The following is a 25,625-nucleotide window of genomic DNA, read 5'->3' as shown; positions in this document are numbered from 1 at the left end:
CCTACAATTTCATTGTTAAACTAATCCGTTTTAACTTCTCGTTAATTTCCATTACCCGTACTTTCACCACTTGACCCACTTTAACAAATTTATTTGGGTCATCAACAAATTGATCCGCGATTTGGGAAATATGAACTAACCCATCTTGATGAACTCCAATATCAACAAATGCACCAAAAGCAACTACATTCGTCACACTTCCTTCTAATTCCATTCCTATTTTTAAATCTGATATTTCTTTAATTCCTTCTTTAAACGTGGCATATTTGAACTCCGCACGGGGATCTCGTCCAGGTTTTTCAAGTTCATTAATAATGTCTTTTAAGGTCGGAATTCCAATGGTGTCAGTAACATATTTATCCAGTTTAACAGATTTAATTTTATCCTTAAATTGGCTAATATTATTTAAGGAAACCCCTAAATCCTTCGCCATAACTTCCACCACCTTATAACTTTCCGGGTGCACGGCGGTATTATCTAAAGGGTTAACCGCTCCTCGAATTCTTAAAAATCCTGCCGCCTGTTGAAAGGCTTTAGGGCCTAATTTTGCTACTTTTAACAATTCTTTTCGGGTTTTAAAAGCTCCATTTTCATTGCGATAATTAACAATATTCTGAGCCACTGCTGGCGTAATTCCTGATACAAAGGTTAATAATTCTTTGGAGGCGGTATTTAATTCCACTCCCACATAGTTAACGCAACTTTCGACGGTATCATCGAGTTTTTTCTTCAATAATTTTTGATCGACATCATGTTGATATTGTCCAACTCCTATAGATTTCGGGTCAATTTTAACCAATTCTGCTAAGGGATCTTGTAACCGTCGTCCGATACTAATCGCACCCCGCACCGTTAAGTCTAAATCGGGGAATTCTTGTCGCGCCACGTCACTCGCCGAATAAATCGATGCACCGGATTCATTTACCATAACTTTTATCGGTTTCCGGTCTAATTTAGCAATAATTTCTGTTATAAATTCATCGGTTTCTCGTCCGGCGGTTCCGTTTCCAATAGCAATTAATTCTATTTTATATTTATCGATTAATTGTTTAATCTTTTTCGCAGCATCTTGACGTTGACCTTCTGCTTGATAGGGAAAAATAGTATGATATTCACAGAATTTTCCCGTTTCGGATAAAACTGAAACTTTGCATCCGGTTCTAAACCCTGGGTCAATGGCTAATGTGGGTTTCATTCCCGCAGGTGAGGCGAGTAATAATTCTCTTAAATTGGCTTCAAAGGTTTTAATTGATTCTAAATCGGCGTAGGCTTTGCGATCGCTTCTAACTTCACTCATTAACGAAGTTTTCATTAACCGATTAAAGGCATCTTTTAACATCGGTTGATAAAATTTTCTAATAACTGAATTTTTGGTTTTAATTTCCTGAGATTCTAAATAAGAAAGAACAAAATCCTGATCAAATTCAATTTCAACTTTTAAGATTCCTTCTGTTTCTCCGCGAAATAACGCTAACAAATTATGGGGTTTAATATCCTGTACATTTTCTCGATATTGGCGGTACATTTCAAATTTAGTTGTTCCTTCGGGGTAATCCTCTTTTACTAAGGATGAAAATACCCCATTATTCATTAAATATTCTCTCAAATAGGCTCGTAAATTTGCTTTTTCTGACACGATTTCTGCTAAAATATCAGAAGCTCCATTTAAAGCATCTTCAACGGTTTTAACGCCTTTTTCTTCAGAAATATATTTCTCGGCTTCCAGTTCTAACGCAACGGTTGGAGAATTGGGTTGATTAAAATTAGCAATAAATTCAGCTAAAGGTTCTAATCCTTTTTCTTTAGCAACGGTGGCGCGAGTTCTTCGTTTGGGTTTATAGGGTAAATATAAATCTTCTAATTCCGTTTTTTGTAAACAAGTTTCAATTTTATCTCGCAGTTCATCAGTTAGTTTATCTTGGGAGGCGATCGCTTCTAAAATACTTTTTTTCCGGTCTTCTAATTCCGTTAAATAGGTATAACGTTCTGAGAGATCCCGCAGTTGAATTTCATCCAAAGAACCTGTGAGTTCTTTCCGATACCGCGCCACAAAAGGAATCGTTGCACCCTCAGAAAACAATTGTAGCGCGTTTTCCACTTGAAAGGGTCTAAGAGACAGTTCTTGTGCGAGGATTTTGGGAATATTGAGCATGGGATTCAAAATCAACAGTGGCTTTATCCAGCTTTAATTATACCATATTCCTTTTTTTTAAAGTTAATATAGCAATCCTATTTGAGTTGTTGGGATAATTGTTTAAAGTCTTTTCTAACTTTAGATTTCTTTAACCACCAAAACTGAACAATTTGCCTCTGAAACCACCTGAGAACTTACTGACCCTTGTAAAATTCGCTTCACTCCCGTTAGTCCCCGATTGCCAATAATAATTAAATCCGCCTGATAAATATTAGCTAAACGAATAATTTCCTCCGCCGGATCACCTGCTACAATCTCAATTTCAGTTTCACAATCCAATTGATCCTGGTAAACTCGCAATTGCTTTTCCAGATGACGGTAAGAAAATTCATCAGTACCCGGATGAGGTCGATCCGCCACCAGATCAAAATCCGATTCCACTGTCGGAACAACATGAGAGAAAATCACGTTTGTTGTCGGTTGCAATTGCAGTTGACCCAGTGCCTCAATCACAAACTTCGCAGTCGGTGAATCATCCACAGCAACTAAAATCGTATTCAGCACAGCAACGTCTCCTCTAAACAATTGGAAAATCAGGAACTTGAAATCTACAGAACTCAAACTCCCATTCTAAAGGCAAGACGTTACACTTAACACTCACCCCTTCTCAGTCATGGGTTTCCGATCCAAAATTCCTGATCAAAAAGACAGCCAACCTAACCGGGGTGAAAGGTTAGTGTTCTAGGGTTCGGTTCTGAGTCGTACCGAGTCCCCATGAGACGGTAGACCTTCGGCTATTGTCAACACCTGAATGGCACTAGCGACTTTCTGCAAAGCAGTCGGAGAATATTGAATTAAACTGGAGTGTTTCATAAACGTTTCTACCCCTAACGCCGACGCATAACGGGCCGCTCCCGATGTCGGTAAGGTATGATTAGGGCCAGCTAAATAATCTCCAACGGCTTCCGGCGTCGAACACCCTAAAAAGATCGCTCCCGCATGGCGAATTTTCTCTAATAAATCCCAAGGTTCAACCACCTCTAGCTCCAAGTGTTCGGGAGCAAACTCATTAGACAACTGGGCTGCCGCGTCCAAGGATTCCACGACTACCACTAAACCATAATGGGCGATCGCTTTTTCCGTCAACGTCCGTCGGGGATGGTTAACTAACTGTCGTTCCACCTCCGCCACCACTTGCCGCGCTAAGGCAGAATCCGTTGTTAATAATATCGCTGCCGCTAAGGTATCATGTTCGGCTTGGGCCAATAAATCCGCCGCTACATGAACCGGGTTCGCGGCTCCATCAGCAATCACCAACACTTCCGATGGCCCCGCTAGGGAATCAATTCCCACCGTTCCATAAACTAATTTTTTCGCCAAGGTGACATATATATTACCAGGGCCAGTAATTACATCCACTTTCGGCAGGGTTTCTGTGCCATAGGCCAAAGCTGCGATCGCTTGCGCCCCACCGACTCGATAAATCTCCTGAACCCCGGCTTCCTGAGCCGCGACTAAAACCGCCGGGTTAATTTTACCTCCTGGCCCTGGGGGAGTCACCATCACAATTCGGGGAACCTTTGCCACCTGAGCCGGAACCGCATTCATCAAAACCGTACTGGGGTACGAAGCTTTACCCCCCGGTACATATAACCCGGCTCGGTCAACGGGAGTAAATCGTTTACCCAGAACGACATCATCATCCCCAAACTGAACCCAGGACTTAGGAATTCGTTGGCGGTGAAAGGCTTCAATTTGTTTGTGGGCCAACTGGATCGCATTTAACAATTCCTTAGACACTTGCTGGTAAGCTGCGTCCAACTCCGAACCACTCACCCGCAACTCGTCTAATGTCAAGGTCTGTTGATCAAATTCTTCCGTATAGTGCAGGAGTGCCTTATCCCCTTGACGCCGTACCGTTTGCAGCACTTCCCGCACGGTGGCCTCTTTATGGATCATCGTGTCATCATGGGTACGATCAGAGATCCGTCGCAGTTCAGCTTGTGCTTCAACCCACTGAGTAATAATTCGCAGCATGGTGATTCGGAGTGCCAACCTTAAGAAACTAGGGCCGAGATACGGAACACACAACAAGGATTCAGCTTCTAAGGGCTGGGCCAAACTGACCACAGTTCAGAATTTATCCCCCTTGTTTCCTTGCCAACACAAGGCTAACCCGTATTCTTGTATATAATAGTGTAACGTGGATTCTCAATTGCCATGCTCTACCGAGCGATGAATCTCAAATAAAATGCCAATGTCCAGAATTTTTGTTATACTCCCTGTGAGTGAATAGGGAGTTTAGTTGATTTTGACAAAATAAATGCTATATTATTAGGTCTGTAACTTAGTATCTCCAATCGGAATACCTGCGTCTTCTTCAACCAGAACCTATGGCCAATATTAAATCTGCTGTCAAACGAGTCGAAATCGCAGAGCGCAATCGGTTGCGTAACAAATCTTATAAGTCAGCCGTTAAAACCTTAATGAAAAAATGTCTGACTCTAGTTGACAAATACGGGACTGACCCTACAACCGATAACCTCACCGCCGTAAATCAACAAATGTCGGTCGCTTTTAGTAAAATCGACAAAGCTGTCAAAAAGGGCGTTCTGCACGCCAACAATGGCGCTCGCAAAAAATCTCGCTTGGCAAGAGCTTTAAAGCGCCATCAAAACGTTGCAGCCTAACTGATCAGTAATCAGTGATCACTGATTGATTTGACTGGACAGACTATGCAACTGATCGATACCCACGTCCATATTAACTTCAAAGAATTGGCATCCGATTTAGAAGCAATTCGGCAGAGATGGCAAGACGCAGGAGTTGTGCATTTGGTACATTCCTGTGTTCACCCTGGAGAATTCCCGGAAATACAGGATATTGCCAATCAAGTCCCCGAACTCAGCTTTGCTGTTGGGTTGCATCCCTTGGATGCCAAGCTCTGGAATTCCACCTCGGCGGAAACCATTACCCAACTCGCCCAATCCGATGATAGAGTCGTTGCAATTGGGGAAATGGGACTCGATTTCTACAAAGCCGATAACCGAGAGCAACAAATCCAGGCGTTCACCGAGCAGCTAGAGATTGCCTATCGCCTGAACAAACCTGTGATTATTCACTGTCGGGATGCAGCAGCAACAATGATTCCTCTATTACAGCAATTTTGGCAACAACGCGGGAGAGTTTCTGGAGTGATGCACTGTTGGGGAGGAACTCCCGAAGAACAACAGCAGTTTCTAGCGTTAGGGTTATATATTAGCTTTAGTGGAACAGTGACGTTTAAAAAGGCGATTGGGATTCAAGAATGCGCTCGTCAAGTTCCCTTTGATCGGATTTTAATTGAAACAGACTGTCCCTTTCTAGCCCCCGTTCCCAAACGCGGAAAACGCAACGAACCCGCCTTTGTGCGCCATGTTGCAGAAACCGTTGCTCAACTTCGGGAGATTCCCCTAGAAACCCTGTGTCAACAAACCACTAATAACGCCTGTAAACTGTTTGGTTTGTTAACAGTTGAAAGTTGAGGGTTGACTGTTAACAGCTAACAATATTTAGATAAAAAATTTTCTCTGCTTCGAGTGTCTAACCTTAATTATTATGAGGAGAAAATGACCTTAAACTCTTCCCAGCCGCCACAATTAATTCTAGTAAACTTATTAGAAGACAGGAGACAAAATCCAGAAGAAAAATAGAGGCTTTGATTAACAATCAACCATCAACCGTCACCTGTAGAGATTCTTTATATCCCTAGAACTAATGGCAAATTTAACCCACAACGAGCCCACTTTTTTGCTTCCTGACTTAATTGAAATTCAACGGTCAAGCTTTCGTTGGTTTTTAGAAGCGGGGCTGATTGAAGAATTAGAAAGTTTTTCCCCAATTACCGACTATACAGGTAAACTGGAACTGCATTTTTTAGCCAAAGATTATAAACTCAAACGCCCTAAATATGATGTCGATGAAGCCAAACGGCGGGATAGTACCTACGCCGTGCAGATGTACGTTCCGACTCGTTTAATTAATAAAGAAACTGGAGAAATTAAAGAACAAGAAGTCTTTATCGGCGACTTACCCTTGATGACAGAACGGGGAACCTTTATCATCAACGGGGCTGAACGGGTAATTGTTAACCAAATTGTTAGAAGTCCGGGGGTTTATTATAAATCGGAAATTGATAAAAACGGACGCCGGACTTATAGCGCGTCTTTAATTCCCAACCGAGGGGCTTGGTTAAAATTTGAAACCGATAAAAATGACTTAGTGTGGGTGAGAATTGATAAAACCCGCAAATTGTCTGCCCAAGTTTTATTAAAAGCCTTGGGACTGACCAATAACGAAATTTTTGATGCCCTGCGCCATCCCGAATACTTTGAAAAAACCATTGAACGGGAAGGAGAATTCACCGAAGACGACGCCTTAATGGAACTGTACCGCAAACTCCGTCCAGGGGAACCGCCAACGGTAGCCGGAGGCGAACAGTTACTCAATAACCGCTTCTTCGATGCCAAACGCTATGACTTGGGCCGGGTGGGACGCTATAAACTCAATAAAAAACTACGGCTAACTATTCCCGATACCACACGGGTTCTAACTTCCGTTGATATTCTGGCGGCTATCGATTATTTAATTAACCTGGAATACGATATCGGCGAAACCGATGATATTGACCACTTAGGAAATCGTCGGGTACGTTCGGTGGGTGAACTGCTGCAAAACCAAGTTCGGGTAGGCTTAAACCGCCTAGAACGAATTATCCGAGAACGGATGACCGTTAGCGATGCCGATGCTTTAACTCCCGCGTCTTTGGTGAACCCCAAACCCCTAGTTGCCGCCATTAAAGAATTCTTCGGTAGTTCTCAATTATCGCAGTTTATGGATCAGACTAATCCCTTAGCGGAACTGACCCACAAACGCCGTTTATCTGCCCTCGGCCCTGGAGGATTAACCCGTGAACGGGCCGGGTTTGCGGTGCGAGATATTCACCCTAGTCACTACGGCCGGATTTGTCCGATTGAAACCCCAGAAGGGCCAAACGCCGGATTAATTGGCTCTTTGGCAACGTTGGCACGGGTCAACCCCTACGGATTTATTGCCACTCCCTATAATAAAGTTGAGAATGGCAAAGTCCGCTTGGATTTACCTGCGGTGTACATGACGGCTGATGAGGAAGACGACCTGCGGGTCGCGCCGGGAGATATCAGCACCGATGCCGAAGGAACGATTTTAGGGGAAATTGTTCCAGTGCGCTATCGCCAGGAATTCACCACCACAACCCCCATGCAGGTAGACTATGCGGCGGTGTCTCCGGTACAAATTGTATCTGTGGCGACCTCTTTAATTCCCTTCCTCGAACACGATGACGCTAACCGAGCTTTGATGGGGTCTAATATGCAACGGCAAGCCGTGCCTTTGTTACGCCCTGAACGGCCCTTAGTGGGAACCGGATTAGAAGCGCAGGCTGCCCGTGATAGTGGGATGGTGATTGTGTCTCGTATGGATGGGGAGGTCAGTTATATTGACGGCTCTCGGATTATTGTCAAAACCCTGGGGGTAGATGCCGAGCCGAATTCCAGCGAAGAAAGTTTCCTGATTCGCGAATACGACGACCTCGACCTCAAAACCAAACAGCCCTCGGTATGGAAGCAAAAATACGCTGGCTATATCGAGTACGAACTGCAAAAATATCAACGTTCTAACCAAGATACTTGTTTAAACCAGCGTCCCTTGGTTTATGAAGGAGATCAGGTGGTAGCGGGTCAGGTGTTAGCCGATGGTTCCTCAACTGAAGGAGCAGAACTGGCTTTAGGTCATAATATTCTGGTGACTTATATGCCTTGGGAGGGCTACAACTACGAAGACGCGATTTTAATTAGTGAACGTCTCGTCCAACAGGATATTTACACCTCCATCCACGTTGAAAAATACGAAATTGAAGCCCGACAAACCAAACTCGGCCCTGAAGAAATTACCCGTGAAATTCCCAACGTTGGGGAAGACTCCCTGCGTCAACTCGATGGAAATGGGATTATTCGCGTCGGGGCTTGGGTAGAGTCCGGGGATATTTTAGTTGGTAAAGTCACCCCCAAAGGGGAATCTGACCAACCTCCTGAAGAAAAATTACTGCGGGCAATTTTCGGAGAAAAAGCACGGGATGTGCGGGATAACTCCCTGCGAGTTCCCAACGGCGAAAAAGGTCGGGTTGTGGATGTGCGGGTGTTTACCCGTGAACAGGGGGATGAGTTACCTCCCGGTGCCAATATGGTCGTGCGGGTGTATGTCGCCCAAAAACGCAAAATCCAAGTTGGGGATAAAATGGCGGGACGACACGGAAATAAAGGGATTGTATCTCGGATTCTTCCGGTCGAAGATATGCCCTATTTACCCGATGGTCGCCCGGTGGATATTGTGTTAAATCCCTTGGGAGTTCCGAGTCGGATGAACGTCGGCCAAATCTTTGAATGTTTATTAGGGTGGGCGGGTCAAAACCTGAAAAAACGGTTCAAAGTCGTTCCCTTTGATGAAATGCACGGGGCCGAAATGTCACGCGAAACCGTTCATGCGAAATTACGCGAAGCCCGTGATAAGGTCAAGAAAAATTGGTTATTTGATGAAAATTACCCCGGAAAAACCTTAGTTTATGATGGTCGGACGGGAGAAGCCTTTGACCAGCCCGTGACGGTGGGGATTGCCTATATGCTGAAACTGGTTCACTTAGTCGATGATAAAATTCACGCCCGGTCTACTGGCCCTTACTCGTTGGTGACGCAACAACCCTTGGGAGGGAAAGCGCAACAAGGGGGTCAACGGTTTGGAGAAATGGAGGTGTGGGCTTTGGAAGCCTTTGGGGCTGCTTATACTTTGCAGGAGTTGTTAACGGTTAAATCCGACGATATGCAAGGACGCAACGAAGCTCTCAACGCTATTGTTAAGGGCAAAACCATTCCTCGTCCAGGGACACCGGAATCCTTCAAAGTGTTGATGCGGGAGTTGCAATCTTTGTGTTTGGATATTGCGGTACATAAAGTGGAAACCACCGACGAAGGAGGAAGTCGAGATGTGGAAGTAGACTTAATGGCTGATATTCCGGCAACCCGCATGACCTATACCACTAATAACTTTGCCCCCGCTAAACCGACTTATGATTTAAGTAGTTCGGTGGAAGAAGAAGACGAATAATTAATAGTTGGAGAGGGAACAGGCAACAGCCAACAGGCAACAGGCAACAGCCAAGATTTACAGTTGGAGTTGCCTTGAAGGTGGGTTCAATCCCCCATTACACGTCTTCCCTGTTCCCAGTTAAGCTGTTCCCTATTCTTTATTCACTGTTCCCTGTTCCCTGTTCCCTGTTCCCTTCTTATTACTGAAAAATGGCTAAACTTGAACAACGGTTTGATTACGTTAAAATTGGAATAGCGTCTCCAGAACGAATTCGTCAGTGGGGAGAGAGAACGCTGCCGAATGGTCAAGTGGTGGGAGAAGTCACCAAACCCGAAACCATCAATTATCGGACATTGAAACCGGAGATGGATGGGTTATTTTGTGAACGAATTTTTGGCCCTGCTAAGGATTGGGAATGTCATTGTGGAAAATATAAACGGGTCAGACATCGTGGAATTGTCTGTGAACGTTGTGGCGTAGAAGTCACCGAATCCCGTGTCCGTCGTCATCGCATGGGTTATATCAAATTAGCGGCTCCTGTCACCCATGTTTGGTATCTCAAAGGGATTCCGAGTTATATGGCTATTCTATTAGATATGCCATTACGGGATGTGGAGCAAGTGGTTTATTTTAACGCTTATGTGGTGTTAAATCCAGGGAACCATGATAGCTTGTCCTATAAACAGTTATTAACAGAAGATACTTGGTTAGAAATTGAAGACCAAATTTATAGTGAAGAATCCACTTTAACGGGGATTGAAGTGGGAATTGGTGCTGAGGCTATCTCCCGTTTATTAGAGGATATTCCCTTAGAAGAAGAAGCGGAAAGATTGCGGGAAGAAATCGCCGTAGCCAAGGGACAAAAACGCGCCAAACTCATTAAACGGTTACGGGTGATTGATAACTTTGTGGCAACGGGTTCTAAACCAGAATGGATGGTTTTGAATGTGATTCCTGTGATTCCTCCTGATTTACGGCCGATGGTGCAGTTGGATGGGGGACGGTTTGCGACCTCGGATTTAAACGATTTATATCGTCGGGTGATTAACCGGAATAATCGATTAGCACGATTACAAGAAATCTTGGCTCCTGAAATTATTATCCGTAACGAAAAACGGATGTTACAGGAAGCGGTTGATGCTTTAATTGATAATGGTCGCCGAGGTCGAACTGTGGTCGGGGCGAATAATCGGCCGTTAAAATCCTTGTCGGATATTATTGAAGGAAAGCAGGGACGATTCCGCCAAAACTTATTAGGAAAACGGGTCGATTATTCCGGGCGTTCTGTGATTGTGGTGGGGCCAAAATTAAAAATGCACCAGTGCGGTTTACCGCGTGAAATGGCGATTGAATTGTTCCAACCCTTTGTGATTAATCGCTTAATTCGTCAAGGATTGGTGAATAATATTAAGGCGGCGAAAAAGTTAATTCAACGCAATGATGTCAGTGTTTGGGATGTTTTAGAAGAAGTGATTTCAGGACATCCGGTGATGTTAAACCGTGCCCCAACGTTGCACCGTTTAGGGATTCAAGCTTTTGAACCGATTTTAGTTGATGGTCGAGCCATTCAGTTGCATCCGTTAGTCTGTCCGGCGTTTAACGCTGACTTTGACGGTGACCAAATGGCGGTTCACGTTCCTCTCTCGATTGAATCCCAAGCGGAAGCTCGATTGTTAATGTTAGCTTGTAATAATATTCTGTCTCCAGCCACAGGAAGACCGATTGTTACTCCGAGTCAGGATATGGTTTTGGGGTGTTATTATCTAACAGCAGAAAACCCTAAGTTAGAAGATCAAAGCCACCGCTATTTTCCTGATTTAGAAGATGTAATCCTAGCCTATAAACAAGGTGCTTTGGGTTTACATTCTTATGTTATGGTGCGATTTGATGGGGAGATTATCTCTGATGAAGCGGAACAGATAGGTGTTGAACAGCAAGATTCTATCAGTGGAGTCATCACTAAAACTTATGTCGGCAAAAAGACAGGTAAGCTGTTGCGTCGAGTTCGAGAAGATACCGATGGCAATATTATCACTCAGTATGTTCGCACCACTCCCGGCCGGGTGATTTTCAATAAAACCGTTCAAGATACTTTAATAGAGTAATTGTTCCCTGTTCCCTGTTCCCTGTTCCCTGTTCCCTTCTTATACTGATAATGCGGATACTTGAATCATGACTAACAAAAAAATCTTTCGGAATCAAGTTATTGATAAAGGACAATTAAAAAAAATCATGTCCTGGGCTTTTATGAATCATGGTACAGCCAGAACTGCCCAAATTGCCGATGAGTTAAAGGAATTGGGATTTCGCTATGCCACAAAAGCTGGGGTTTCTATTAGTGTTGATGATTTACAGATTCCCCCTTCCAAAAAAGATTTATTGGAAGAAGCAGAAGAAGAAATTCGGAACACTGAACGCCGTTATATGAAAGGGGAAATTACCGAAGTTGAACGCTTCCAAAAGGTAATTGATACTTGGAATGGGACTTCCGAAACTTTGAAAGATCGGGTGGTGGAAAACTTCAAAGCCAGCAACCCGTTAAACTCTGTTTATATGATGGCTTTCTCCGGCGCACGGGGGAATATTTCCCAAGTCCGTCAGTTAGTGGGAATGCGGGGGTTGATGGCTGACCCCCAGGGGGAAATTATTGATTTACCGATTAAAACGAACTTCCGTGAAGGTTTAACTGTTACTGAGTATATTATTTCCTCCTACGGGGCGCGCAAGGGTCTGGTAGATACTGCCTTACGGACGGCTGACTCTGGGTATTTAACTCGCCGTTTGGTGGACGTTTCCCAGGATGTGATTCTGCGGGAAATTGACTGTGGGACAACACGGGGAATTCGGATTCGCAGTATGACTGATGGCGACCGGGTGTTAATTCCTCTCAAAGATCGGTTAATGGGTCGGGTGTTAGGGGAAGATGTTCGTCATCCCGAAACTGGAGAAATTGTTGAATATCAAGGGGAACAGGCGGTTAAAAATCACTCTGTTAGTGAGGAGTTATCCGTTGCTATTCAACAAGCTGGGGTTCAGGAGGTGTTTTTGCGATCGCCCTTGACCTGCGAAGCCAACCGTTCTGTCTGTCAAACTTGCTATGGCTGGAGTTTAGCCCACGGTCATAATGTGGATTTGGGGGAAGCTATCGGAATTATTGCTGCTCAAAGTATCGGTGAACCCGGAACTCAGTTAACGATGCGGACATTCCACACTGGGGGGGTATTTACCGCCGAGGCTGCCGAGGTGATTCGCTCCCAGGGGGAAGGGGTGGTTAAATTCCCGAAAACGTTACGCGCCCGTCCTTTCCGTACCCGTCACGGGGATGATGCTTTTATTGTGGAAAGCAATGGCCATATTCTTGTGGACAATGGGGAGAAGAAGCCGGAAAAACATGGCCTTTCCCAAGGGACAACTATTGTTGTGCAGGATGGACAACAGGTAAAACCAAACCAAATCTTGGCTGAGGTTGCTGCGGGGGGTCGGACAGCCCGGAAGACGACGGAAAAAGCGACGAAAGATGTGGCGACGGATTTGGCTGGAGAGGTCAAGTTTGCTGATGTGGTGCCGGAAGAAAAAACCGACCGTCAAGGAAATATGACCCGCATCGCCCAACGGGGGGGATTAATTTGGGTCTTGGGAGGAGAGGTTTATAATTTACCTCCTGGGGCGGAGCCGGCGGTGAAAAATGGGGATGCGGTCACACCCGGAAGCGTTCTGGCTCAAACGAAGTTAGTCTCTGAACATGGGGGGTTAGTCCGAATTCGGGAACAGTTTGCTGACGGTGAGTTACCGCGTGAAATTGAGATTATTACGGCTTCGGTGCTGTTGGATGAAGCTTTGGTGCGGTTAGTCCAGATGCAGGGACGGGAACAATACATTATTGAAACCAATAGTAGTCACCGCTTCTTGCTGAAAGTTAGTCCTGGTTCCAAGGTGGAAAACCATGATGTGATTGCGGAACTGATGGATGATAGCTACCGGACAAAAACCGGGGGGATTATCAAATACGCTGGGGTGGAAGTGGCTAAACGGGGTAAGGGGAAACAGGGTTATGAAGTCACCCAGGGGGGGACTCTGTTGTGGATTCCTGAAGAATGCCATGAGGTGAATAAGGATATTTCCTTACTGTTAACTGAGGATGGACAGTATGTAGAAGCGGGAATGGAAGTGGTGAAGGATATCTTTTGTCAAACGAATGGGGTGATAGAAGTAACTCAGAAGAATGATATTCTGCGGGAAATTGTGATCAAACCGGGAGAATTGCATTTAGTCGATGACCCGGAAATGGTGATGGCGATTGATGGTCAGATTGTCAATCCCGGTCAAGAGGTGATTCCAGGGATTATTTCTCCCGACTTGCATTATGTGGAGTATGTGGAGACTCCTGAAGGCCCTGCGTTGTTGTTGCGTCCGGTTGTGGAGTTTAGTGTTCCTGAGAACCCGACTGTACCTTCTCAGGAGTCTTTAAATGAGTCTATTGCCCTGCGAGCGGTACAACGCTTAACCTACAAAGATGGGGAGCGGGTGCGGTCTGTGGAAGGGGTGGAACTGCTGCGAACTCAGTTGGTGATTAGTATTGGGACGGAAGCCCCGCAGTTAGCGGCTGATATTGAGTTACTTCCTGATGATAGTAGCGCCGATGTCATGCGGTTACAGTTGGTGATTTTAGAGTCTTTGGTGATTCGTCGGGATGTGATTGCTGATGCGACTCAGGGGAGTACGCGGACGCGGTTACTGGTTCATGACGGACTGGAAATTGAGAAGGGGGCTGTTGTTACACGGACAGAGATTCTGTGTAAGGAATATGGGATTATTCAGGGGATTCGGTCGGGGTCGGAAATTCTGCGCCGTTGTTTGGTGGTGCGGGATGTTGACCAAACGACGATTGATTTTCCAGAGGGTGTGACACCGGAGGTCAAACTGGGTCAACTGTTGGTTGAAGGAGCCGAAATTGCGACCGGGGTAATTTTACCGGAGTCGGGTCAAGTGATTGCGTTGGGGGACAAAATCGTGGGTGAGGGGACGACTCCGGTGACGGGAAATCAGATTACGATGCGTCGCGGTCGTCCTTACCGGGTGTCTCCGGGTGCGATTCTGCACGTTAAGGATGGGGATTTGGTACAACGGGGGGATAACCTAGTGTTACTGGTGTTTGAACGAGCCAAAACCGGAGATATTATTCAAGGGTTGCCTCGGATTGAGGAGTTATTAGAAGCCCGCAAACCCAAGGAAGCTTGTATTTTAGCCCGACGACCGGGGAACGCCCAGGTGACAATGGATGAGGAAGTTGCTGAACTGCGGGTGGTGGAAGCGGATGGGACGGTGATGGATTATCCCCTGACTTCTGGTCAAACGCCTTTGGTGTCCGATACCCAAAAGGTTGAAGCCGGACAACCTTTGACCGATGGCCCTAGTAATCCCCATGAGATTCTGGAGGTGTTCTATGACTATTATCTGGAACGGGGGGAAGGGATGTATGATGCGGCTCTGGGTAGTTTCCGCCAGTGTCAGGCTTTTTTGGTGAATGAGGTGCAGTCGGTGTATCAGTCCCAGGGGATTGATATTTCTGATAAGCATATTGAGGTGATTGTGCGTCAGATGACCTCGAAGGTTCGGATTGATGATGGGGGCGATACGACGATGTTACCTGGTGAACTGGTGGAATTGCGCCAGGTGGAACAGGTGAATGATGCTATGTCGATTACTGGAAGTGCGCCGGCGAAATATACTCCTGTGTTATTGGGGATTACCAAAGCGTCGTTAAATACTGATAGCTTTATTTCGGCGGCGAGTTTCCAAGAAACTACACGGGTATTGACGGAAGCGGCGATTGAGGGCAAGTCCGACTGGTTACGCGGTCTGAAGGAGAATGTGATTATCGGTCGTTTGATTCCGGCGGGGACGGGGTTTAATGCTTATGAGGACGACCGTAATGCCGATTATGGTTTTGACAACGCGACGTTATATTTGGATGAGGAGGATCAAGATGAACTGCGAGATGTGGTGCTGGATGATAAAACCGCCCGTGTCTATAGTAGTTTTGAACGGGAATTACCCCCTGAACCCAAATCAGTAACGCCTAGTTTTGGCAAAACCACTAAGGCTTTATTTGAAGATAGTGAAGATGACCCGTTGTTGTCTGCGATTCTCGATGATGAGTTAATCGATGATGAATACGAAGACGACGATGAGGACGAAGATGAGGAAGATTAAGAGTTAATCAGTGTAGAGACGTTGCATACAACGTCTCTACAGGGGGGTTAGGAGGGATCATCTGTAGCATCTACAATGGGATTTTATATAACTCTAGGACGCAATATTGTACCCCAACATCAAAAATCCGAGTCCCCCCTCCTTCAGCGATGGTTTGTCGTAATGCGTCTGTATCGGTGACTTTTACCCCAGCTAGATAGTTAATCCCCATATCCGCTAACTCTGGTAGCCAGGGAGTCGTAGGCCCCATTAATACTAACTGTGCCTGTTGTGATAACTCCACCAACCGGGGGAAGGTTTTGTTAGCAATGGAGGTGGCGGTGAGAAAAACCCAGTCTGCTTCTGGGAGCAGGTATTCGCAGGCTGTATCGGGTAAATCCTGGGAAATGGGCTGACGTTCCAACACAGTAATATCGGCTTCTTGTTCGTACTGAGAAAGTCCGGGGTAGCGCCCAATAATCACAACTCGTTTTCCCCGAATTAGCGGGAGAAAATGCTCAAATACGGCTAAATTGGCTGAACCTTGAGAGGAAAGGGGTTGAGCCTGTTGGAGTAAGGGTGACGTGCTATTAATCACGGAATTGATCACAGCCATACCGATAGTAGCCTGGTAGCTATCCCAGGAACGCACCCAGGGGGCTAAATCAGCGATGGCTTGACCCACCAAAGTCCCTGACCAGGATAGAGTGCGGTTCGGTTGACCGGGACTCATACACAGCCCCATACCCTCGCTTCGGCAGAATGTCCAGGTCAGTCCTAAGATAATTTCCTGCACTGTTGCGTTACTGTGGCTTGATTTCTCTAGTAGGAGATCGTAAATTTTGCGGGGATGAATTTTCATTGAAATCAGTTTTTAGTTCCGCTTTTTGTTGGGTTATACCTATAACAGGCTACAGGATAACGTTTAAATGCGGAACAGCTTATTATCTAATTATCCACCAATATTAGTGATTCTTCTAAATAGGCGATCGCAATAGGGTGCTTTTTTACGAACAATAGAGACATCAATTTTTTCTAAGATTTTAGGCCCATGCTTAATCTTGTGATATCTCCCTTTTTGTGTTATTTGCGTTGCTCTGTTTAACGCAGATTCTATATCGGCTGTAGAAATTTCTTCAACATTATCATTACGAGGAATTGCCTTTCTATTAAATTTTTGCCCGTAATGTTTGGCTAAGGTATCAATGTCAGCAATTAGCCAACTTTCCATGACTTGAACCATTAAATGAATGTCATTTTCATCAATTCCAGACAAATCCCATCCATCACGGTTGATGAGATGTTGTCTAGCAATTAATCCCATGACACGATCCTTTTCCTCTGGATCTGCATTGGGATCAATTGTTAAAGTATTGACCGGGCCCTCTGAATCAACTAACAAAAGATTAATAGCATCAGGATAATTTGTTAAATCATGCGTGAAGTTTCTATGAGCGGCATTTCTTCTCCCGCATACAACACAGGTGATCTTGATCTGTTGCTGTTGTCCAGTTAGGCGTTTTAAAAATTTACTCATTCCCTCTCGAAAGGCGGCTTTACTTTCCTTTCCATCACCCCCACCTTCTACATAAATCCGAATTTCTACCATCGATTTCCTCCAAATTCTCCCATACGCCATAAATCCCCTAAGCTATAATTATAATCTTTTAGCCATTTTTTCAACTTTTTAGGTTCTAATCGTCTCATTCGGCTTCCTCTTTCATCTCGTTCACAGACGAGAATAGATTCGGGAATTTCACTTAAAGCGGATATCAAAGCATCGGAGTGAGTGGTAACAATTAATTGAGTTTTTTGAGAAGCTTCAATTAATAATTGAGCAATGGTCGGTAAAATATCAGGATGCAATCCTAATTCGGGTTCTTCAATACAGATAAGCGGAGGAGGAGTTGGATGTAAAAGAATCATTAATAAGCAAAGATAACGCAATGTTCCATCAGAGAGACGAGTCGCTGGAATTGGTCGATTAAGTCCTCTTTCATGTAAAAAAATCTGACCTGTTACCCCCTCAATGTTTATAGTAATATTCGTTACAGGTTCATAAAACTTTTGTAAATTTGGAACAATTTCTATGTTTCCCTTATGCTGTAAATTATTAAGAATTAATCCTAAATTACTACAATCTTCGAGTAAAAAATCTCTAGGTAAATCAAACTTTTGGGGCATTCTAGGAGGAGTATAACGCCCTAAATTCCACTCTCGATAAAGTCGGATTTGAGAAAATTGATTACTTAAATAACTTAATTCTGGGTATAAATCTGGATCTTTTCGTTGTGATAAAACCGATTGATCAGGTTTTAAGTCTTCTCGTCTCAATTGACGGCGAGTGGGTTCATTTTCTGTTATTGTTCTTGCATTGAGTACGGGATGACCCTGTTGATAGCGATAGAAAAAGAAAACATCCTGTGCATCATCATTATTTTTTTGTTCATTTTCGATAGCTTCATCAATCAATTCTAAGCGTTGGGCAACCGTTGTAAAATCAATACGATAGCGTAAAGGCATCGGTATCTGACCCCGACCTTCTGGATAATTAATGATAGCTTCAATTCTGGCAATGGGAGTTTCTTTAGTTCCTTTCCATAGCCATTCATCGACTCCGCCACCCTCACGAATCGGCTTAGTTAAATCGGTTGGAATCCCTTGCAATAAGCCTAATACTTCAATTAAATTTGATTTTCCTACACCATTTGTGCCAATGATGACATTTAGTGGCTGTAAATCAATTGTTTCTCCTGATGAACCATAGGAGAGAAGGTTTTGGATTTTTAGCGAATTAATAAATTTATAGCCTTCCATAAAGCAAGTTTTGAATACCCCTTAAAGTTTATTTCATATCCTGTAAAAAACATAAATTACATTTTAATATAACGCAAAACCTTTGTTTTGTCAAATGCTGATCTCACTGATTCCAATTTTGCCAGAGATCAAATGCTTATACCATGAGATTTTGGTTTTTTAGAACTCAGTAACTATTTTACTTATTTCTAAAGAAAAATAGTTGACTGTTAATGGTTGACTGATCAAGCTGAGATTAGAAACTATTACATCCAAAAGTAGAAGATTGAGGTACAATTATAAAATATTTGTCAATTGTATATTAACAAACAGATGAATGACTTAGATCCTACAGTAGAAGAACTGAACAATTTGCTAGAACATCATCATCCTGAACATTCTAGCCATCCCCATATTCATAGTGAAGAATCTTTGCGAAAGATAGTTAATCGTCTATCACGACTAGAGGGACATATTCGAGGGGTGAAAACTATGGTACAAGAAAATCGTCCTTGTCCTGATGTGTTAGTTCAAATTGCTGCAATTCGAGGTGCTTTAGATCGGGTAGCTCGAATTATTTTAGATGAACATTTGAGCGAATGTGTGGCTAGAGCCGCGAAAGAAGGCAATATTGATGTTGAAATTGAAGCTTTAAAAGCAGCATTAGATCGATTTTTACCCTAAAATATTGCCGGAAATTTAACGATGAAAAATAAAATCATTTTTGGCTCAATTTGGCTAGGTTTTATCCTGTATGCGTTTATTTTTGCACCGCCTGATCAACCCGATACTTTTACATTAATTCAAAATCTCTCAACCGGAAACTGGACAGGGATTAATCCTTTAATTATTGCCCTCTTTAATATTATGGGGATTTGGCCGTTTATTTATAGTTGTGTTCTGTTTATGGATGGACGGGGACAAAAAATCCCGGCTTGGCCCTTTGCAACATTATCCTTTGGAGTGGGTGCATTTGCCATATTACCTTACTTAGCATTACGCCAACCTAACCCTCAATTTTTAGGAAAAAAATCAGTCTTGATTAAAGTGTTTGATTCTCGAATTACGGGACTTTTGTTAACCTTGGGAGCGATCGCTTTAGTTCGTTATGGTTTAACCCAAGGAAACTGGGGAGACTTTATTCAACAATGGCAAACTAACCGTTTTATTCATGTCATGAGTCTTGACTTTTGTTTATTAAGTCTTCTATTTCCAGCTTTATTAGGAGATGATATGACACGGCGCGGGATGAAAAATCCGGCTATCTTTTGGGGGGTTAGCTTGGTTCCTTTATTCGGCCCTCTATTTTATTTAATCACAAGAATTCCGTTGAACAAGACCCAACCGTTAACAACATCTGAATCACCCTCCATCTCGGTTCAAAATTAGCTATTGGTGAGGCTATGGGAAATTAGGGTTAGACAATTTTGACACTCCCCAGCCTGAAGGCGTGGGGATTCTGGGTTCAACGAAACCACTTAATCAAAGTACCTTGCAGTGCTTTAATCAGAGGTGGGATTCACGCCCTTGCGTAAATTTGGGTATGCCCTACCCTATTCGCATTGCTGCGAGTTCTTTTTTAACTTGAAACAAATTAAATTTGCTTCAAAAAAACTGGTTGCCTAGCTCCCACGAATCTTTTACCCACTGCTGGGGGAAACTAGAACTGTGCAGTAGAACCGCATAGATTCAATTGTCAAGGTAAGCGCGTTTTGCCGTTAGGCATACTAGGTTTTTATACAGGTTGTTTACCCTTTCCTGTTATCGTAAATGGTAGCACAATCGGATTTGAACTGACAGCCTAATATAAAGCCTAACTAGGTATTAGGGGTTTTAAACCCATTTTTCTGATAAGAATTATTGTCGTAAGTCCAAAATTTCCAGAAAACCCGCTATGCTATATATCCAAAGAAGTATTGCCAACTCAGTTATTTCTTGTTAATGATTATCTATCCCTAGCCAAACTATGCAACAGCATTCTCCCTTCTGGAAGTCCTATTTTACTCTGATCTTGGGTAGTATTTTGATGGCAGGTTGTGGGAGTGAACCTCAAGCCGCAGCACCCCCACCCGTTGTAGTAAGTTTGGCAACTGTAGGAGCGAGTAACGTAAAAGACAGTAGCGTCTATAATGCTAGAGTTGAGGGGGTTCAGAATGCGGTGATTCAACCCCGTGTTAATGGTTTGGTCAAACAAGTTTATGTGCGGTTGGGCGATCGCGTTTCTCAAAATAGCCCCCTAATTCAAATTGACGGACGACAGCAACAGGCTAATTATGAAAGTCAATTAGCCAGTGTTGAGTCCAGAATTGCCCAGTTGAATAGTGCTAGAGCTAATCTGGATGCTCAACGAGCCGAATTGCGACGCATCCAAGCCCAACTCACTTACCAATCTCAAGAAGCCGATTTAGAAGACGCTCAACAAACCCTAGCCGCAGAAAAGAACGAAAAAGAGCGATTACAGTATGAATTAGAATATACTTCCGTTGCCGATGAGTTGCAAACTGCCCAAGAAAACGTGCAGGTCGGGATCAAAGAACGGGAGCGCAGACGGGCGATTATGGACGAACGCAAAAAAGCTTATGATCGCTATCAACAACTGTATGAACAAGGAGTAATTTCCTCAGAAATCTACGATCAAAAATTACGAGATTATCAAGCCTCTCAAGCGGACTTTGCTGCTCAAGAACGGGAAATCATGTCCCTACAGGCGAGAGTCAGAAGTGCTCAACAAAACCTAGAGCGTCAAATCTCCACCCTAAACACCCAAATTGAGACTCAACAAAGACGAGTTGATTCCTCCGTTGCTAAAGTTGAAAGTGCTAAACAAAGTTATAATCGTCAAGTTTCAACCCTCAACGCTCAAATTGCCACTCAAGAACAAGTCATCATTGCTCAAGAATCAGAACTAAAACGACTACAGCGAGATATTGACCAAGCTCGCTCAAGCGCAACGGCTCAACAGGTACAGTTAGAATATTACGAGATCAAATCCCCCATTACTGGAATAGTGGGAGATGTGCTCGTGAAACCGGGGGATTTTGTCGATAGCCAAACCCAAATTACCAGTATTCGTCAAAATGATTTATTAGAAGTTCAGATTAATATTCCCGTTGAGCGTTTATCCCAAGTCAGAGCCGGAACCCTTGTTGAACTGCTGAGTCAAGAGACCGGAGAATTAATCGGAAGATCTCAGGTGTCTTATATTGCTCCGAGTGCGGGTTCAGGAACTCAAACAATTTTAGTTAAAGCAATTTACGATAATCGGGATAATGCACTGCGAACGGATCAAATTGTCCGAGCTAAGGTAATCTGGGAACAACAATCTGGAATTACCATTCCGGTGACAGCCATTAGTCGGATTGGAGATCAAAGTTTTGTCTTTGTCGCTCAAGAACAAACTCAAGAGGGAAAAACTCAATTAGTAGCAAAACAAAAACCCGTACAATTAGGCAGTATTCAAGGTCAAAGTTTTGAAGTCCTATCGGGCTTAAAAGCAGGAGAAAAGGTTGTTACCGATGGTGTGGTTAAATTACGAGATGGTTCGCCCATTACCAATCAAAAACCGCAACCGACTCCAGCTTCTTCCCCAACACCGGAAACACCAAAACCCCAATAATGATCACGGATTAAGACGGATTTACTGGATTTCACAGATTTGTAGGGGCGAGGCGCGCCTCGCCCCTACTCCGCCCGTACCCGTCAACCGTCAACAGCCAACGCCCTCCCCTATTCAGAGCAGATCCCCATGATCCTGTTTGTTCAAACCTTTATTAAACGACCTGTCCTAACGACGGTCTGTAGTATCCTGATTATTTTGGTGGGTGCTATCTCCATTCCCCTGCTGCCGATTACTCAACTTCCTAACCTGGCGAATACCCAAATTAGCATTGTTGGGGTCAATATTGGTGCGGATGCGGAAACAACAGAAACCACCGTAACCACTATCATCGAGCGAGAAATTAACGGGGTGGAGGGGATGAAATATCTCTCCTCCAGTACGGGAAATAACGGCATCAGTAATATTTCCGTGTTTTTTCCCAATGATGTTGACCGGAATATTGCCCAAGTTAACGTTCAAAACCGAGTCGCTCAAGCTGAGTCTAATTTACCCGATGTTGTCAGGCAAGTTGGGCTTTCAGTGCAGGCTTCATCCCCTAGTATTCTATTGGTGATCGGTTTTTATTCCGATAAAGACGAAAGCGGAAAGCCGATATATGACACCACATTTATTAGTAATTATATTGATCTTTTTATTGTTGACCAACTGAGTCGGGTTCCTGGGGTAGGTCAGGTAACAATCTTTGGGGAGCGCAAATATGCCATGCGGCTCTGGCTTGATCCGTCTCGGATGGCCGCGAGGGGATTAACGGCCCAGGATGTGGCCGCAGCCTTAACAACACAAAACGTCCAGGTGGGGGCCGGAAAAATCGGTCAACAACCCACACCCGCCGATCAACTCTTTGAAATTCCCCTACAGGCCGCTAGTCGCCTCCGCACCGTCGAAGAATTTGAACAAATGGTACTCAGAACCACCGACAGTGGAGAGTTAATCACCATTAAGGACGTGGGCCGAGCCGAGTTAGGGGCAGAAAATTATGATTTGGAATCTACCTTTAATGGTGAACCCTCCGTCGGTTTGGGGATTTATCAGCTTCCGGGTAGTAATGCCCTAGAAACCGCCGCCCAACTCAAAGCCACAATTAAGGAACTGAGTAAAAATTTCCCACCGGGCATGAACAACAAGATTGCCTATGACACCACCCTATTTATTAATGTGTCTCTGAGGGAAGTGGCAATTACCCTGATTATGGCTATTGCCTTAGTGGTGTTGGTGATTTTTGTATTTTTGCAGGATTGGCGAGCAACCTTAATTCCCGCCGTGGCGATTCCAGTGGCTCTGATTGGGGCGATGGCTGGGTTGAAAGCCCTGGGCCTGGAACTGAACACTTTAACCCTATTTGCTTGTACCCTGGCTGCGGGTTTAGTGGTGGACGATGCCATCGTGGTTGTCGAAGCGGTGATGATCAAGATTGAACAGGGGATGAAACCGATGCAAGCGGCCCTCGATGCCATGTCAGAACTGACCGGGGCGATCATTGCCACCTCGATCGTTTTGCTGGCGGTGTTTGTTCCGGTTTTGTTTTTCCCAGGAACAACGGGAGTAATTTATAAACAATTTGCGGTAACAATTATTTTTGCGGTGGTGTTTTCTACCTTTAATGCCCTTTCCTTTTCTCCCAGTATGGCGGGGCTATTGTTACGTCGCCAAAAGAAAACCGGGGGGCCTTTGGGGTGGTTTTTTGAGCAATTTAACCGAGGTTTTGGTTGGGTACAGGAAAAATACGCTGGAGTTGTTACCTTTCTCACCAAGATTAATACTTTGGTGATGATTATATTTGTGGCCGGGTTAGCAACAACGGTATTTGTTTATCAACAAGTACCATCGGGGTTCGTCCCAGAAGAAGATCAGGGCTATTTAATCGTGATCTTTCGGACTCCTGATGGGGTGTCCCTCAACTATACCTCTAAGGCTTCTGAACAAATTGTAGATCGGACTTTAGCAATTCCTGAAGTTGAAAGTGTGTTTGCGGTTCCTGGATTTGGTTTTGAGGGCCAGAATCCCAGTCAGGGGATTGCTTTTGTGTTACTCAAACCTTGGGATCAGCGACCGGAGGCGAATCAATCGGTTTTTGGGGTTTTAAGACGCTTAAATGGGTCGTTACAATCGATTCCTGAAGTTCAAGCCTTTGCGGTGAATGCTCCCCCGGTTCAGGGTTTGAGTACCACTGGGGGCTTTGAATTTCAGTTATTAGATACAACGGGAAATTTACCGATTCAATCCTTAGTAGAAAATGGCAATCGTTTAATTGGAGCGGCTAATTCTAATCCCACTTTTGCCGGGGTATTTAGTCAGTTTTCTGCGAGTAAGGCTCAGAAAAGGGTTGAGGTATTGCGCGATCGCGCTAATGCTTTGAATGTGGATGTCAGCCAAATTTTTAGTACCTTACAAACCTATTTGGGCTCATCCTATATCAATGACTTTGTGTTAGGTCAACGTCAATATCGGGTTGTCGCCCAGGCGGAAAAAGAATTTCGCGCCCGACCGGAGGATATTACTCAGTTATATGTGCGTTCCCGGGATGGACAGATGATTTCCCTGAGTAATTTGGTGAAACTCACGGATTTTGTCGGGCCAGAAACTATCAACCATTTTAATATCTTCCGTTCCATGTTGATTCAAGGAAACCCCGCTCCTGGAGCCAGTACGGGTCAAGCGATCGCTGTTATGGAAAAATTAGCATCTGAGGTCTTAGACCCCGGTTTTGATTATGCTTGGCAGGGTAGCGCCTTGGAAGAAAAGTCTTCCGGGGGGGCGGCGATTTTAATTTTCGGATTAGCCTTTATCATGGCCTTTCTGGTGCTATCAGCCCAGTACGAAAGTTATATTGATCCGATGATTATTATGTTATCGGTGCCTCTGGCGGTCTTGGGAGCCATGGCTGCGGTTTGGTTCCGGTCGAATGTTCTCTTGCAAGGGACGGTCTGGCCCCTAATTACTAATGATGTTTATGTGCAGGTGGCCTTGGTGATGTTGATTGGTTTGGCGTCTAAAAACTCGATTCTGATTGTGGAGTTTGCCAACCAACTCCGGGACAAGGGTTTAAGTATTACCCAAGCCGCTATTCAAGCGGGGGAACAACGGTTCCGACCGATTCAAATGACGGCTATTTCTAGTTTGATCGGGTTCTGGCCCTTAGTGGTGGCTGCGGGAGCGGGTTCTAGCAGTCGTTGGTCATTGGGTACGGCAATTTTTGGGGGTTTATTAGCAGGAACCCTCTTAAGTTTGTTAATTACCCCGAACCTTTACATTACGGTTAAAACCCTAGAAGAACGTTTTCTGAAAGGCAAAAAATCCGATTCATCCAATAATAATAAATCGGATAAAAATCAACCCCCCTCTCCACCGGAAGATCTGCATTCTCCGGGTAAAAATTCGGAGACTTTAGCCCCCTCGGATAATGGTTCTATCCAACCCGATAGCCGTGTCAGTAAACCCTAAATTGTCATAGTGCTAGGGAACAGGGAACAGGGAACAGGGAACAGGGAACAGTAAGCAGTGAAAGCGTTTCAGAACTCAAAAGTGTCCTAACTGTAATGCGTAGCGCTATACCGATCAATCAGGGAAAATGTCAAACAATGGGCTATCTAGGTCATATAGCAATCCTAAATAGGTTGTAGCATTTTATCGTAGGGGTTGGGTCTCCCAACCCAAGCGCAAAGAGGGTTGGAAGACCCAACCCCTACCGGTTTTTATCACAAATCATTTAGGATTGCTATAGTTGCA

At 44.3% G+C, this 25,625-nt stretch carries 15 protein-coding genes; 9 read left to right on the top strand and 6 right to left on the bottom strand.

Annotated features, from left to right (window positions below; translation table 11 throughout):
• Nucleotide 1 precedes the first annotated feature (1 nt).
• From PL8927_RS05805 to hisD, 3 genes are all read right to left on the bottom strand, one after another.
• Nucleotides 2-2,152, bottom strand: coding sequence for a Tex family protein (locus PL8927_RS05805; protein WP_083618529.1), 2,151 nt, complete (start codon nt 2,150-2,152; stop codon nt 2-4).
• Between the two features lie 120 nt (nt 2,153-2,272).
• Nucleotides 2,273-2,698, bottom strand: coding sequence for a universal stress protein (locus PL8927_RS05800; protein ID WP_083618527.1), 426 nt, complete (start codon nt 2,696-2,698; stop codon nt 2,273-2,275).
• A 177-nt stretch (nt 2,699-2,875) separates the two neighbouring features.
• Nucleotides 2,876-4,171 carry a histidinol dehydrogenase gene (gene hisD, locus PL8927_RS05795; protein WP_083618824.1) on the bottom strand — a complete coding sequence of 432 codons (1,296 nt, stop codon included), beginning with the start codon at nt 4,169-4,171 and terminating at the stop codon, nt 2,876-2,878.
• Between the two features lie 356 nt (nt 4,172-4,527).
• Here hisD and rpsT point away from each other — a divergent pair, with 356 nt between their 5' ends.
• The 5 genes from rpsT to PL8927_RS05770 all read left to right on the top strand — a co-directional run bounded on the left by rpsT (nt 4,528) and on the right by PL8927_RS05770 (nt 15,505).
• Nucleotides 4,528-4,824 carry a 30S ribosomal protein S20 gene (gene rpsT / locus PL8927_RS05790; RefSeq protein WP_083618525.1) on the top strand — a complete coding sequence of 99 codons (297 nt, stop codon included), beginning with the start codon at nt 4,528-4,530 and terminating at the stop codon, nt 4,822-4,824.
• A 45-nt stretch (nt 4,825-4,869) separates the two neighbouring features.
• Complete coding sequence (locus PL8927_RS05785) at nt 4,870-5,658, top strand: TatD family hydrolase (RefSeq protein WP_083618523.1); 789 nt, start codon at nt 4,870-4,872, stop codon at nt 5,656-5,658.
• A 232-nt stretch (nt 5,659-5,890) separates the two neighbouring features.
• Nucleotides 5,891-9,310, top strand: a complete 3,420-nt coding sequence (rpoB, locus tag PL8927_RS05780; RefSeq protein ID WP_083618521.1) for a DNA-directed RNA polymerase subunit beta — start codon at nt 5,891-5,893, stop codon at nt 9,308-9,310.
• A 191-nt stretch (nt 9,311-9,501) separates the two neighbouring features.
• Entirely contained in the window at nt 9,502-11,397 is a 1,896-nt protein-coding gene (locus tag PL8927_RS05775) for a DNA-directed RNA polymerase subunit gamma (protein WP_083618519.1), read from the top strand.
• Nucleotides 11,398-11,461: 64 nt separating this feature from the next.
• A complete protein-coding gene (locus PL8927_RS05770) occupies nt 11,462-15,505 on the top strand; it encodes a DNA-directed RNA polymerase subunit beta' (RefSeq protein ID WP_156093105.1) in 4,044 nt (1,347 codons plus the stop codon).
• Between the two features lie 70 nt (nt 15,506-15,575).
• Here PL8927_RS05770 and PL8927_RS05765 read toward each other — a convergent pair whose 3' ends face one another.
• The 3 genes from PL8927_RS05765 to PL8927_RS05755 all read right to left on the bottom strand — a co-directional run bounded on the left by PL8927_RS05765 (nt 15,576) and on the right by PL8927_RS05755 (nt 18,301).
• A complete protein-coding gene (locus PL8927_RS05765) occupies nt 15,576-16,346 on the bottom strand; it encodes a DUF364 domain-containing protein (protein ID WP_083618515.1) in 771 nt (256 codons plus the stop codon).
• 90 nt (nt 16,347-16,436) lie between these two features.
• Entirely contained in the window at nt 16,437-17,093 is a 657-nt protein-coding gene (locus PL8927_RS05760) for a DUF4276 family protein (protein ID WP_083618513.1), read from the bottom strand.
• A complete protein-coding gene (locus tag PL8927_RS05755) occupies nt 17,087-18,301 on the bottom strand; it encodes an AAA family ATPase (RefSeq protein WP_083618512.1) in 1,215 nt (404 codons plus the stop codon). Before PL8927_RS05755 ends, PL8927_RS05760 begins: the two co-directional genes overlap by 7 nt.
• Before the next feature lie 312 nt (nt 18,302-18,613).
• Here PL8927_RS05755 and PL8927_RS05750 point away from each other — a divergent pair, with 312 nt between their 5' ends.
• The 4 genes from PL8927_RS05750 (at nt 18,614) to PL8927_RS05735 (ending at nt 25,340) form a co-directional block, all read left to right on the top strand.
• Nucleotides 18,614-18,964 carry a metal-sensing transcriptional repressor gene (locus PL8927_RS05750; RefSeq protein WP_083618510.1) on the top strand — a complete coding sequence of 117 codons (351 nt, stop codon included), beginning with the start codon at nt 18,614-18,616 and terminating at the stop codon, nt 18,962-18,964.
• Nucleotides 18,965-18,985: 21 nt separating this feature from the next.
• On the top strand, nt 18,986-19,669 hold the full coding sequence (locus PL8927_RS05745; RefSeq protein WP_083618508.1) for a DUF2834 domain-containing protein: 684 nt from the start codon (nt 18,986-18,988) through the stop codon (nt 19,667-19,669).
• A 577-nt stretch (nt 19,670-20,246) separates the two neighbouring features.
• Nucleotides 20,247-21,896, top strand: coding sequence for an efflux RND transporter periplasmic adaptor subunit (locus tag PL8927_RS05740; protein WP_083618506.1), 1,650 nt, complete (start codon nt 20,247-20,249; stop codon nt 21,894-21,896).
• 129 nt (nt 21,897-22,025) lie between these two features.
• Nucleotides 22,026-25,340 carry an efflux RND transporter permease subunit gene (locus PL8927_RS05735; RefSeq protein ID WP_083618504.1) on the top strand — a complete coding sequence of 1,105 codons (3,315 nt, stop codon included), beginning with the start codon at nt 22,026-22,028 and terminating at the stop codon, nt 25,338-25,340.
• Nucleotides 25,341-25,625 lie beyond the last annotated feature (285 nt).

The sequence above is a fragment of the Planktothrix serta PCC 8927 genome, from assembly GCF_900010725.2.
Taxonomy (GTDB): Bacteria; Cyanobacteriota; Cyanobacteriia; order Cyanobacteriales; family Microcoleaceae; genus Planktothrix; species Planktothrix serta.
This window is presented reverse-complemented; position numbering and strand designations above follow the sequence as displayed.